Source organism: Pseudomonas sp. TE6288 (assembly GCF_054062095.1).
The window spans coordinates 196,655-209,351 of sequence record NZ_JBSSEW010000009.1 but is presented as its reverse complement, the minus strand read 5'-3'; the positions used below and the strand labels follow the sequence as shown (position 1 = coordinate 209,351).

The window sequence follows — 12,697 nt, the reverse complement described above, 5'->3', positions numbered from 1 at the left end:
ATTGGCCAGGATTGGCGCGCTGCCAGCGGCTGCTGATCGTTTTTTAAACAGATTTGGAATACGTAGGCAGCGCCTTGCGCGATCAATGCATTGCCAATTGGCGGATCTGGCACAGTACTTCGTCGATCAGGCGCTGGTCAGTATAGAAATGTGGGGAAAATCGCACGCCAGGGCCTCGCAGGGCGCACATTACCCCGTTATTGCTCAGGGCTCGATAAATGTCGACGTTGGCCTGGCCGTCAATGCTGAAGTTGACTATCCCTGCCCGTCGTGAAGGATCAGCAGGGCTGTGCACCTGCACGCCGGGGATCGCCAGTAAACCTTGATGCAGTTGCTCGACCCGCAGCTCCAACTGTTCGGCGACCAGCGCCATGCCCACGTCTTCCAGCAGTGACAGGCTCGCTTCCAGCGCGCAGGCGCCGAGCATGTTCGGGCTGCCGCATTCGAAGCGCCGCGCGCTGCGTGCCGGTTGCCACTCGCGGCGCTCGAAGTCGCCGAGGTGTTCCAGCATGTGCCAGCCGTAGGCGTGCAGTTTCAACTGCCTGCGCAGTTCGCTACGGCAATAGAACACGCCCAGCCCCTCTGGGCCGAGCATCCACTTGTGGCCGTCGGCCATGGCGAAGTCGCACTGATAGCGCTGTACATCGAAGGGTAGGGCGCCCACCTGCTGGATCGCGTCTATGCAGAACAGCACGCCGCGCTGGCGGCAGGCGACGCCTAGGCGCGCCAGGTCCAGGCGCAAGCCGCTGGCGAACTGCACGGCGCTGACCGAGAGCAGTCGCGCCCGTGGACCGCAGGCGGCGAGCAACGCCGCTTCCGGATCGGCGCCGGCCAGACTCGCCTCGACCACCTCGACGCCATGGTTGGCCAGCGCTTGCCAGACCACGCGGTTGGAGGGGAACTCCTCGTCGCTGATGACGACCTGGTCGCCGGGCTGCCAGTCCAGGCCGAACGCCACCAGCGACAGCGCCTGGGAGGTATTGCCCACCAGGGCGATATCACCGCTGGTGGGGGCATTGAGCAGGCGTGCCAGGCGTTCGCGCAGGCGTCGCTCGGTGGCCAGCCAGGCCGGATAAGCGCTGGCACCCAGGCGTACATTGTCACGGGCGAAGCTTGCCACGGCCTCGGCGGCCCGGCGTGGCCAGGGGCCTATTGCCGCGTGGTTCAGGTAACACAGGCCCGGGGCCTGCTCGAACTCATCAAGAAACACAGACATGGTTGGAAGATCCGTGCATTTTGCCGCCAGTTAGGCATAATAATCCGCTTCGATTGTCATCCCAGTCCTTCTTATGCAGAAAGAACCTCGCAAGGTCCGTGAGTTTCGCCGTCGCGAACAAGAGATCCTCGACACGGCGCTCAAGCTGTTTCTCGAACAAGGTGAAGACAGCGTCACCGTCGAGATGATCGCCGACGCCGTGGGCATCGGCAAAGGCACGATCTACAAGCACTTCAAGTCCAAGGCGGAGATCTACCTGCGCCTGATGCTCGACTACGAGCGCGACCTGAACGCGCTGCTGCACTCGGCTGACGTCGACCGCGACAAGGAAGCCCTGTCGCGCGCCTACTTCGAGTTCCGCATGCGTGACCCGCAGCGTTACCGGCTGTTCGACCGCCTGGAAGAAAAGGTGGTCAAGGGCAACCAGGTGCCGGAAATGGTCGAGCAGTTGCACAGCATCCGTGCCTCCAACTTTGACCGCCTCACGCAATTGATCAAGGGGCGCATCAGCGAGGGCAAGCTCGAGGACGTACCGCCATACTTCCATTATTGCGCGGCCTGGGCCCTGGTCCATGGCGCCGTGGCGCTGTATCACTCGCCGTTCTGGAGCAATGTGCTCGAGGACCAGGAAGGCTTCTTCCAGTTCCTCATGGACATCGGCGTGCGCATGGGCAACAAGCGCAAGCGCGATCCGGAAGGCGCGAACTAAAGCCATTCCCCCGATGCCTGTCGACCTTCGCCAGGCATCCTCGCTTCAAGGCTTCGACAGGAAGGCTTGCAAAAACCTGATTTTTGAGTCAGGTTTTGCCGGCCCGATTCATCCATGCCGGAGTCATCCATGATCGTCGATCGTCAAGGCAGGCGCTTTCGCAACCTGCGCGTCAGCCTGACTGCTGCCTGCAACTATGCCTGCACCTACTGCGTGCCTGACGGCAAGCGCCTGGTGGCGGCGCAGGACGAGCTCACGGCGGATGCCCTGGCCCGCGGCGTGGCGTACCTGGTCGAGGCGGCCGGAGTGGAGCGGCTGCGCATCACCGGTGGCGAGCCGCTGGTGAGCCCGCGCCTGGAGGCTTTCCTCGGCGCGGTGGCCGGGCTGGGGCTCGAGGACATCAGCCTGACCACCAACGGCCAGTTGCTCGCCCGCAAGCTCCCGCTGCTGCGCGACGCAGGTATCCGCCGGCTCAACGTCTCGCTCGACACCCTCGATGCCACGGCCTTTCGCCGTATCGCCCGGGGCGGCGACCTGGCCAGCGTGCTGACGGGCATGGCCCAGGCCAGTGACGCGGGGATGGCGATCAAGGTCAACATGGTGCCCATGCGCGGGCAGAACCTCGACCAGGTGCTGCCGCTGCTCGACTATTGCCTTGAGCGCGGCTACGAGCTGCGTTTCATCGAGCTGATGCGCATGGGCCACCTGGCGCGTGATGGCAACGCCTTCCTGCAGCAGTTCGTAGGCCTGGAGCAACTGCTGGCGCTGATCGGGCAGTCCCATGCCTATGAACAGGCGCCACGCCCGTTGGATGCCACGGCCTTGCGCTATCGCATTCCCGGCAAAGGTCATTTCGGGGTGATCGCCAACGAGAGCGTGCCATTCTGCCGCAGTTGTTCGCGCCTGCGCCTGTCGTCCACCGGCTGGCTGCATGGTTGCCTGTCGTCGAGTAACCGTCATTTTGTCGGGGACCTGCTCGACAAGCCCCGTCATCAAGCGCTTCCGGCATTGCAGCGGCTACTGGTGAAGGCCCTGGCGGACAAGCAGGATGTGGCATTTTCCGGCGATGTGATGGTGATGAAGGTGATCGGCGGCTGACTCTGGCGCAAAAGCTGCATCCTGCGGCTATTCGCCGGTTTTTCGTCACCGGTTTCTGGAGGAAAGATGCGTAGCCTGGTCTTGCTGCTGGCGCTGATGGCGTTGGGCGGCTGCATGAATGTCAGCGATATGGGCGAGGGCGTCCGTTACCACATGAGTGATGCGGGCCTGCTGGATCACAGCGACACCACCCGTACCCTGTCGATCCGCCTGCAGCCGGACTCGTTCATCTTCATCGGCCAGGGCGCCTTCGTGCCACCGGGCAAGGGGCCGGTGCCACGGCAGAACGCAGTGGCCGAGGAGGCCTTCAAGAGTTTCGTCGAATACTTCCCGCTGGTGCGCCGTGCCCAAGGCCCGCTGGGGCTGGAGGACGCAATCGCCGAGGCCCGTTCGGTCGGCGCCGATTACGTGCTGTACACCCGTTTCGCCCGCACCGACGACCGTATCGGCAACGGTGACGAATGGTACGACGAGCAGGCCGTCGACCGCCTGGGCTGGGACCGTGGCGTGGTACAGATGATGTTGATCGAGACCAGCACCCGTTATCTGATCGATACGGCGCGGATCAAGAGCCGCGGCGGTTTGTTGACGTTCCACGACAACACGCCACAGGATTTGCTTGCCGCGCCAATGCGCGAGTACGCTCGTAGCCTCCTGGGCATGAGCAACTGAGCGAGCGAGTCATGAGCGATTCCGGCAAGGCCAGCGATCTGCTGGCGCAGATCCCCGCGCACAAGGGGCTGCCCCCGGTGCACCTGTGGAACCCGGATTTCTGCGGCGACATCGACATGCGCATCGCGCGTGACGGCACCTGGTACTACCTGGGCACGCCGATTGGCCGCAAGCCCATGGTGCGGCTGTTCTCCACCATCATTCGCCGCGATGGCGACGACTACTTCCTGGTCACGCCGGTGGAGAAGGTCGGTATCACGGTGGATGACGCGCCGTTCGTGGCTGTGCTGCTCGACGTGCAGGGCAGTGGCGAGCAGCAGGTATTGCGCTTCACCAGCAACGTCGAGGATCAGGTCGAGGCCGGGCCGGACCATCCGCTGCGGGTCGAGCTCGATCCGGTCACCCAAGAGCCTTCGCCCTATGTGCTGATGCGCGGCAATCTCGAGGCGTTGGTCCATCGCAACGTGTTCTACCAGTTGGTGGAGCTGGCGGTGCCGCGCGAGATCGACGGGGAGGAGTGGCTTGGGGTTTGGAGCCGGGGCACGTTCTATCCGATTGGGCGTGCTGCCTGACGATGGCGTTTTCGGGGCCGCCCAGCCCCATCGATGCGTGTTCTTGCTCTTGACCGGCCGGACCCTATACTCCAAGTCCCCAAGAACAACAGCAAGGAGCCCGGGCCATGTCACTGGAAAAGCAAGGCAGTTGCCTGTGCGGCAAAACCCGACTGCGTATCACGCTCGAGAATAACCATGTCAGCGCTTGCCATTGCAGCATGTGCCGCAAATGGACCGGCGGCCCGCTGCTGGCAGTGCAATGCACCAAGCCCCCAGCCATCGAAGGCCCGACCCCCATCGCCTATGACTCCTCTCCCTGGGCCCAGCGCGGCTTCTGCGGCCAGTGCGGCACGCACCTGTTCTACCGCCTGAAAGAGAGCGACCTGTACGTCGTACCGGTCGGCCTGCTGGATGGCGAGCAAGACTGGAGCTTCACCGAGCAGATATTCGTCGACGAACAGCCCGCCTGGTATTGCTTCAAGAACGAGACCAGGAACCTCACCGGTCAACAGGTCTTCGATCAGTTCGCCCCCACCTGACACGGCTCGTCTTGCCAAACCTGCGCATTCCTGAGAAAACGGCGGCCACGAAAAACCGCTTCGAGGAACCTGCCATGAGCAGTGAGCTGCAAGTCATCGATCTACAGGAAGGCGACGGCAAGGCCGTGGTCAAGGGTGCGCTGATCACCACCCAGTACCGCGGCACCCTGGCCGACGGCAGCGAGTTCGATTCCTCATGGGCGCGTGGCAAACCCTTTCAGTGCGTCATCGGTACCGGCCGGGTGATCAAGGGCTGGGACCAGGGCCTGATGGGCATGCGCGTGGGTGGCAAGCGCAAGCTGCAGGTACCGGCGCACCTGGGTTATGGCGAACGCTCGGTCGGTGCGATTCCGCCGAATTCGGACCTTACGTTCGAGATCGAATTGCTGGAAGTGCTGACCCGCGACGACTGAACCGCCTGTAATACTTCAGCAACACCGATGCGCTAAGGTGCTGATTGTCCAAGGAAGGTATGTGCAGTCATGGAGGAACCAAACGGGCCGCAGGCACTCTGAGCCTCACTCGCTGCCAAGGATGGCGATCACGACAGGGACATGTGGCGGGGCAACCCGATATCCAGTGCCACATAGAGCCCGCCCTGTATGAAGCTGCCAGCCTTCCTTCGCCGTCGCCGCCACCTGCTGTTGAGCCTGACGCTCGTCGCCGCCGCCGTGCCGCTGGCCCTGGATGTGGTCGAAAGCCGGGCGCAACCGGTCGACGGGACACAGACCCTGGTGTTCTTGCGTCACGCCGAGAAACCCGGCGAGGGTCTCGGGCAGTTGAACTGCCAGGGCTTGAACCGGGCCCTGGATCTGGCCACCCTGTTGCCCGAGCGTTTCGGTGATGCCGACTACGTCTTCGCCGCCAACCCTTCACGAGGTGTCGAGGAGGGCAGCCAGGATGAGCGCTACAGTTATATCCGCCCGCTGATGACCATCAGCCCCGCCGCCATCCGCCTCGGTTTGCCGGTCAACATCGACTACGGCGCCAATGACACAGCCGCGCTGGCCGATGAACTGCTCAGTGACAAGTACCGCAATGCGACGGTCTACACGGCCTGGTCACGGGGGTATCTGCCGGAGCTGATCAACACCGTGGCCGGCAAGGCCCTGGGTGAAGACCGGGTGCTCACCGAGGACTGGCACCGCGACGATTTCGACTCCCTGTACGTGCTCACGCTGACCTGGCGCGATGGCAAGGCGACCCTGCTCAGCCGTAACGTGCGCCAGGGCCTGGATAACGGCGAGTCTGGCTGCCCGACCTGAGCTGCTGTTACTGTCTGGCTTTCTGGGCCGGGCAGGGATGTGCCGATGGAGCGGGTAACGGTGATCGGTGGCGGCGTGGTCGGGCTGGCCACGGCCTATGCACTGGTGCGCGAAGGCTGGCAGGTCGACCTGGTCGAAGCTCGCGATAGCTTGGCCAGCGCGACCAGCTTCGCCAATGGTGGGCAGTTGTCATATCGCTACGTGGCGCCGCTGGCTGATGCCGGGGTGCCATGGCAAGCGCTGGGCTGGCTGTTGCGGGGCGACTCGCCGTTACGGCTGCGGCTACGTTTGGATACCGCGCAGTGGCGCTGGCTGGCGGCCTTCGTCATGGCCTGCCGTACCCGGGTCAATCGGCGCAATGCCGCCCAGTTGCTGGATCTGGCCTTGCAAAGCCAGGCCGTTCTCGCCCGCTGGCGTGAAGAGGACGGCCTCGATGGCTTCGCCTGGCGCCGCAATGGCAAGCTGGTCGCGTTTCGAACACAGCGTGCATTCGAGCACGGCCGCCAACACTTGCTGGATCCCGACACGCAACGGGTCCTGAATGCCGCCGATCTGCGCGGGCTCGACCCGGCGCTTGCCGAAGCCCCTTTCGTGGGCGGCGTGTTCACTGCGCACGAGGAGGTCGCCGACTGCCACCGCTTCTGCCTGCGCCTGGCCGAGCGCCTGCAGGCGTCAGGACAGTGCCGGTTGCTGTTGGGGCGGCCGGTGACCCGGCTGATACCGCGCGACGAGCGTGTGGTCGCGCTGGAGCTGGGCGGTGAAAGGCTGGAGGTGCAGCGCCTGGTGCTCAGCGCCGGGCACCGTAGCGCCGGCCTGGCCTTGCCCGGCTTGCAGCTGCCGGTCTACCCATTGAAGGGCTACAGCCTGACCGCGCCGGTCGGTGCCACGCACCGGGCGCCCGAGGTGAGCATCACCGACTACGAACGCAAGATTGTCTATGCCCGATTGGACGATCAACTGCGGGTGGCGGCGATGGTAGACATCGTCGGTTATGACGAGGCGGTGGACGCCGGCAGGCTCGCGAGCATGCGCCGGTTGGCGCGCGAGACCCTGCCGCAGGCCGCTGACTACGGGCAAGCGGTGGAGTGGGCGGGGATGCGGCCGGCGACGCCGACGGGGGTGCCGATCATCGAGGCCACGCGGTATCGCAACCTTTGGCTGAACCTGGGGCATGGCGCGCTGGGGTTCACCTTGGCGTGTGGCAGTGGCGAGCGGCTGGCGAGGCTGTTGCGCTGACCTTGTTGGCCTCATCGCGGGGCAAGTCGGGTCGCCGCATCGCCGCTCCCACGGATTGCTTTTGGCGCTGGGGGAGTGGGCTTGCTACTGGCAGATCAGCGCCCGAAGCGCATCGGCCAGCCCACCACCTTCTTCACCCTCGGCGTGGCATAGGTACGCACCTTGGAGGTGCTCAGCCCCATCCGCACCAGCGATTCAGCGATGGTCACCGCCGCGCTCACGCCGTCCACCACCGGCACCCCGGTGCGCTGGCGAATCTGCTCGTCGAGCCCGGCCATGCCGCCGCAACCCAGGCAGATCACCTCGGCCTTGTCCTCGCGCACGGCACGCTCGGCCTGCTCGACGATGGCTTCCACCGCACGCCGTGGATCGGCTTCCAGTTCCAGCACCGCCAGGCCGCTGGCGCGCACCGAGGCGCAGCGCTCGTATAGCCCGGACAGTTTCAGGCGGTCCTCGATCAACGGCACGGTGCGGTCCAGCGTGGTCACTACCGAGTAGGCGTGGCCCAGGTACATGGCGGTGCTGGCGGCGGCATCGGTGATGTCCACCACCGGCACGTCCAGCAGCTCCTGCAGGCCTTCGCGACCATGCTCGCCATAGCCGGCCTGGATCACTGCATCGAAGGGCTGGTCATAGGCCAGCACCCGATCCATCACCGCGATGGCGGCCAGGTAGCTTTCAAAATTGCCCTCCACCGACTCGGCGCCGAACCACGGGGTCAGGCCGACGATCTCGGTGCCGGGCGCGGCCACGCTGCGCGCCTGTTCGGCAATGGCCTCGGTGATGGCGGCGGTGGTGTTGACGTTGGCGATCAGAATACGCATGACGGATCTTCCTGAATTCAGTGGCTGCTGTGGTCGACGGCGATGCATTCGCCGCTGACGTCGTGGTACTGGACGTGGCGCGGCGCGATCAGCAGGTACACGGCGGCGGCGATGCCGGCACCGATCAGCCACGAGAACGGCGCGACGCTTTGGAAGTTGGGCACCAGGGCCAGGACGATGGCCAGCAGCGCGGCGGGGATGAATGCCGCCACGGCGCGCAGGTTGATGCCCTTGGTGTAGTGATAGGCGCCGGCGGGGTTCTCGCTGTACAGCTCGGGCACATTGATGCGGCCCCTGCGCAGCAGCCAGTAGTCGGCCATGATCACCCCGTACAGCGGGCCGAGCAGGGCGCCGAGGCCGGAGAGGAAGTACACGATCACCAGCGGGCTGTTGTACAGGTTCCACGGCAGGATCAGCACCGCCAGGGTGGCGCTGATCAGCCCGGCGCGGCGGAAGTTCAGATGCCGCGGCGCCAGGTTGCTGAGCACGAAGGCCGGGGCGACGAAGTTGGCCATGATGTTCACCGCCACGGTGACGATCAGGAAGGCCAGGCAACCGAGCACCAGGAACGCGGTGTTGGGGATGCTGGCGACGATCTGCGTCGGGCTGTCGATGATCTGGCCGTTGATCTGGAACTGCGCGCCGCACAGCACCACGGTGATCGCCGCGAACACCAGGATGTTCACCGGCAGGCCCCAGAAGTTGCCGACGCGGATGGTCTTGCGGCATGGCGAGCTGCGGGCGAAGTCGCAGAAGTTGAGCACCAGGGTGCCGTAGATCGCCAGCCACAGCGCGCCGCCGGCGAAGATGTTGCGCCACATCTCGTAGCCGCTCAGGGGCTCGGCCACCGACCAGGCAATACGCGCATCGGCCTTGAAGTACATGAACACGGCGAGGCTGGCCACGGTGAGCAGGATTACCGGCCCGGCGAACGCCTCGTAGCGGCGCACCATTTCCATGCCGTAGGCGAGGATTACCAGCTGCACCAGCCAGATCGCCACGAAGCACACCCAGCCCAGGCTCGACAGGCCGAGAATGCTGTCGTGATCGAAGGCCGCCACCTGCGGCCACACCGCGGTCAGCAGCACGCGCAGCACCACCGAGGCCAGGTAGGTCTGGATGCCGAACCAGGCGATGGCGATCACCGCGCGGATCAGCGCCGGGATCTGCGCGCCGTGGATGCCGAAGGCGATACGGCTGATTACCGGGAACGGCACGCCGGTCTTCTGCCCCATGTAGCCGGACAGGTTCATGAAGAAGTACACCAGCGCCGCGCCGATCGCCAGCGACAGGAGGATCTGCCAGCCGCCCAGGCCCAGGGCGAACAGCCCCATGGCGAACGAGTAGTTGGCGATATTGTGCACATCGTTGGTCCACAGCGCGAAGATGCTGTAGCCGCCCCAGCGGCGGCCCGCAAGTTTGGTCGGGGCGAGGTCGCGGTTGTGCAGGCGTGGGCTCAGTTCAAGGTCGGCCGGGTGGCCTTCGAGGCTGGTGGTCGAGGGATGGGTGCTGGCAACGGAAAGTTCAGGGGCAAGGGGGAGGCTGCTACTCATTCCGGCGGCTCCTGATGCGCGTGACTGCGATGAGCGGGCGCTGGCGCACGGGCTCGCCATCTCGTCGGTGCAGGCGTTGGCATCACTGGGTTCTGGGCGCAACGGCCGCCGATGGGGCGGCGCTGCGAGTTCTTGTGTATTTATGTTTTGTTGAATTTGTATACAAAACACGGACACACAAAAGCCAGTTCCATGCCAGAGGGAATCGGAGTGCGGTGTAGCTTTTATTTCGAATCGATCTAGTTGGTAGGTAAGTTAATGAAAGTAGTAGATTATAAACTGACCGAATGAACAGGTTTAAAATTTATGATGTTGAATTAGTTGATCATTTGGTCAAATTTTATAACGATTGATGTGTAACTTATTGGGGCGTTACCTTGTGAAAGTGCACACAAAAATGGCACCAATGGTGACGTTTGTGTGTACAACTATTTGTGCGAGTGGATCCTTTTTCCGGCCAGGACATTCATGTCCTGCAGCTTCCAACGCGCCGGATCGAATAGTCAGCGCGTCTGCGTGCCCAGGAAATCTGGCTGACGCCGGCTTCGCGCAAATGCTTCCGGAACATGGCAAGCGCTTCCTTGACAGCGCCGCCAGGGAAGCAGAAATCGATCACCCAGGCCCGTCCCCCCTCATTCCACTCGCTGGGGTGCAACAGGAAATTCGGGTCCTGCACAAAGCGTTGTTCGGTATCGGGCGCCAGGTGCGCCCAGATGAGAAAACCTCGGGGGGTAGATGACGAATCGAAGAGCATGATGATCTGTGCGTGCTCGATAGCGGGTGCGAGCCAGTAGTACAACGTGCGTATCTGGAAGCTTGAAGAGCGTCGGCAGCAGGCCATGACCATGGCCGCATGGCCCAACATCGCCGCCTTGTCATTGAGCTTGGTATCTCGGCAGTTGGTCTGCAGGTTGTAATGTCTGGTCATCTTTTCACCTCGCGAGGCCAGGGTAGAAGTTCAATGCTTGTCTGATTTCTTCATCGCCATCGGCCTCGGCCAGTAGCGCCTCCAGGGTCAGCGCTTGTGCAGCACGCCCTGGTAAGGTGAAGCAGCCGGTTTCAGGGTTGAAGCTGATGGCCAGCGTGGCAGTTGACCAGAACGGCAGGGCGTCCGGCTGTTCATGGCCGAGGTTGAAGCGAGCCGCCAGCAGCGCGTGGTCTTGCAAGGCATGCAGTGCCGCTCTTCGGTCACCGTCCGGTTTCTCGTCGAGGGCATCGATCTGGCTTTGCAGCTCATGCAGCACGCGGTGGCTGCGGTTCAGCCGCGTGGCATTGATCAGCAGGGCGAGGTGCAAGTGCCGGCGGTCGATGCCGTGATCGCCAGCCGCCTGTGCAACCCTGTCAAACAGCTGACCGTAACTTGAGTGCAGTTGAGCGTCCAGCGTGGGATTGCTCGCCAGCCAGGCTGGGCCGGCTGCTGCAGTGTCCTGGTCCAGGCTGGCCAGCAGGGCGTGAAAGAGCGCTCCACTCCAGCGTTCATATCCGTCCCAACCTACTGCGTCAGCTATGGAGGTGGCCGTGAACTGGTCAAGTTCCAGAGCACGGTGCAGTGCCGTGGCAAAGGCGGTGAACTCCGGGGCATTTTCCACCGCGCGCAACAACCAGAGCGGGAACCCGGCCTGAGCGATCTGATACAGGTGCAGGTAGTGGTTGTAGCGTTGGGTAAAGTGCTCCGCGGTCGTTTGCCAAAGGCGTAGCGAAACGTCGCCTGTCACGACCGCATATTTGCCCAGGTAGTAACACAGGCTCTGCAGGCTTTGCACGGCGGGCAGGTATTCGGTATTGAAGCGGTCGATGCTGGAGCGGTCGTGTATAACGTCGTCAGTGAAAAGGCAAATACCGCTGAGGTCCAGCCAGCCGCCTGTAAGTGAAACATTGGATGCGCTGACATTGAAATGGATGATGTGCTTTGCTCGCGCAGCCGCGAACTGCTCGGCGTAGCGGTCGGCCAGTTCAACAAGGCCACTTTCCAGGCGTCGTTCGAGTGTGGGCAGAGGGGGGGGCGAGCCCGGTGCTTCAGGGAGGAATTCGACAAGCCGGTGAATGGTCTGTTTTACCCGCAGCGCATCCTCGCCCAAACCATCCAGGCGCTTCTGCCTGAAGTAAACGGACCTGATGAAATGCGCGGGGCGCACAACCGGTTGACGCACGAGAAGGCCTCGTTTCAACGCCCCTTTCCACGTGTCATAGGTCAGACCGGTGTCGAGGATGGCCACGGTGCGCGTCGCCCCGAAAGGCAGCACCGACTCGATGATCTCTGCCCAGATCGATTCATAGAGCGCGGTGGTCAGCGACAGGTTGCCATCCCCATGGCCCGCGTCGACATCATGACCGACCAGGGCATTGGCCCCCAGCCCCTTGAGTTGCCAGGTGCCATCGAACCCGCAGCGCGCGCCACCGCCGTTGCTGAGAATGCCGTCGCCGCCATAGCGTTCAGCCATGAAGGTCTTGCGCGGTGCGCTGTCGCACCGCGGCACGGCCTCGGGCTTGATCAAGTAACTGTAAGAAGCGAGTACGTCATCCGAAGTCTGTTGTTGGCACAGCGACTCGTTGAGATAAACAACTTCACAGCCTTCGATAAGTACGGCGTCGAAAGGGACGAATACTTCGTGCAGCTCATTGAGTTGAGCCGCTTTATTGTCTGGGGCGTTCATCGGGAAAGCGTAGTTTCGACAGTGGTGGGCAGGTGGGTGCCGAAGTGGCCAGTCAGCGTATCGAACTGGCGGGGCAGTGACTGTTTATACCTCACGGTCATGCCAAAGTGCCACCCTACAGGTGTAGGATGGCCTGAACTTCAAGAGTGTGGATAATCAAGCGTTGTGTGCAGGCGCTTTCGACGCATTGATAAGAATCGCCAGTTCAATACGGCTGCTGATATTCAATTTCTTGAACACCGAAGACAAATGGTCTCTGACGGTGTGCTGGCTGATACCCAATTGTTGCCCGATTTCCTTGTTGGTCAATCCTTTTGATAAACAGTGAATGACGTCATGTTCTCGTTCCGTGATGTTCAACGCATGTTCCCTTAGTG

Annotated in this window: 14 protein-coding genes; 8 read left to right on the top strand and 6 right to left on the bottom strand. The window is 63.0% G+C overall.

Translation table 11 applies throughout. The features are described 5' to 3' along the window. Positions 1-82: 82 nt before the first annotated feature. Positions 83-1,216 carry an aminotransferase class V-fold PLP-dependent enzyme gene (locus tag ACVWY1_RS11630; protein WP_277503248.1) on the bottom strand — a complete coding sequence of 378 codons (1,134 nt, stop codon included), beginning with the start codon at positions 1,214-1,216 and terminating at the stop codon, positions 83-85. 73 nt (positions 1,217-1,289) lie between these two features. Here ACVWY1_RS11630 and ACVWY1_RS11625 point away from each other — a divergent pair, with 73 nt between their 5' ends. The 8 genes from ACVWY1_RS11625 to ACVWY1_RS11590 all read left to right on the top strand — a co-directional run bounded on the left by ACVWY1_RS11625 (position 1,290) and on the right by ACVWY1_RS11590 (position 7,289). After that, on the top strand, positions 1,290-1,925 hold the full coding sequence (locus ACVWY1_RS11625; protein WP_023630645.1) for a TetR/AcrR family transcriptional regulator: 636 nt from the start codon (positions 1,290-1,292) through the stop codon (positions 1,923-1,925). 129 nt (positions 1,926-2,054) lie between these two features. Beyond that, positions 2,055-3,023 (top strand): GTP 3',8-cyclase MoaA, encoded by a 969-nt coding sequence (locus ACVWY1_RS11620; protein ID WP_139672613.1) that lies wholly within the window; start codon positions 2,055-2,057, stop codon positions 3,021-3,023. Between the two features lie 66 nt (positions 3,024-3,089). Next, positions 3,090-3,695, top strand: coding sequence for a DUF4823 domain-containing protein (locus ACVWY1_RS11615; RefSeq protein WP_023629097.1), 606 nt, complete (start codon positions 3,090-3,092; stop codon positions 3,693-3,695). Positions 3,696-3,706: 11 nt separating this feature from the next. Continuing rightward, positions 3,707-4,267 (top strand): DUF1285 domain-containing protein, encoded by a 561-nt coding sequence (locus ACVWY1_RS11610; RefSeq protein ID WP_111532699.1) that lies wholly within the window; start codon positions 3,707-3,709, stop codon positions 4,265-4,267. Between the two features lie 107 nt (positions 4,268-4,374). Beyond that, positions 4,375-4,788: a GFA family protein gene (locus ACVWY1_RS11605; protein ID WP_277503249.1), complete on the top strand. Its 414-nt coding sequence runs from the start codon at positions 4,375-4,377 to the stop codon at positions 4,786-4,788. Positions 4,789-4,862: 74 nt separating this feature from the next. Further along, positions 4,863-5,201, top strand: coding sequence for an FKBP-type peptidyl-prolyl cis-trans isomerase (locus ACVWY1_RS11600; protein WP_023629100.1), 339 nt, complete (start codon positions 4,863-4,865; stop codon positions 5,199-5,201). 189 nt (positions 5,202-5,390) lie between these two features. Beyond that, entirely contained in the window at positions 5,391-6,053 is a 663-nt protein-coding gene (locus ACVWY1_RS11595) for a histidine phosphatase family protein (protein ID WP_102683575.1), read from the top strand. A gap of 45 nt (positions 6,054-6,098) precedes the next feature. Next, positions 6,099-7,289: a D-amino acid dehydrogenase gene (locus tag ACVWY1_RS11590; protein WP_277503250.1), complete on the top strand. Its 1,191-nt coding sequence runs from the start codon at positions 6,099-6,101 to the stop codon at positions 7,287-7,289. Positions 7,290-7,384: 95 nt separating this feature from the next. Here ACVWY1_RS11590 and ACVWY1_RS11585 read toward each other — a convergent pair whose 3' ends face one another. The 5 genes from ACVWY1_RS11585 to ACVWY1_RS11565 all read right to left on the bottom strand — a co-directional run bounded on the left by ACVWY1_RS11585 (position 7,385) and on the right by ACVWY1_RS11565 (position 12,680). After that, positions 7,385-8,113 carry an aspartate/glutamate racemase family protein gene (locus ACVWY1_RS11585; protein ID WP_277503251.1) on the bottom strand — a complete coding sequence of 243 codons (729 nt, stop codon included), beginning with the start codon at positions 8,111-8,113 and terminating at the stop codon, positions 7,385-7,387. A 17-nt stretch (positions 8,114-8,130) separates the two neighbouring features. After that, entirely contained in the window at positions 8,131-9,666 is a 1,536-nt protein-coding gene (locus tag ACVWY1_RS11580; protein ID WP_102683572.1) for an NCS1 family nucleobase:cation symporter-1, read from the bottom strand. Positions 9,667-10,132: 466 nt separating this feature from the next. Beyond that, positions 10,133-10,594, bottom strand: coding sequence for a toxin-activating lysine-acyltransferase (locus ACVWY1_RS11575; protein WP_094010635.1), 462 nt, complete (start codon positions 10,592-10,594; stop codon positions 10,133-10,135). A 4-nt stretch (positions 10,595-10,598) separates the two neighbouring features. Continuing rightward, the gene (locus ACVWY1_RS11570; RefSeq protein WP_457378296.1) at positions 10,599-12,320 is read right to left on the bottom strand and encodes a hypothetical protein; all 1,722 of its coding nucleotides are present in this window, start codon (positions 12,318-12,320) and stop codon (positions 10,599-10,601) included. A 156-nt stretch (positions 12,321-12,476) separates the two neighbouring features. Beyond that, complete coding sequence (locus tag ACVWY1_RS11565; RefSeq protein WP_110703947.1) at positions 12,477-12,680, bottom strand: response regulator transcription factor; 204 nt, start codon at positions 12,678-12,680, stop codon at positions 12,477-12,479. Positions 12,681-12,697: the final 17 nt, after the last annotated feature.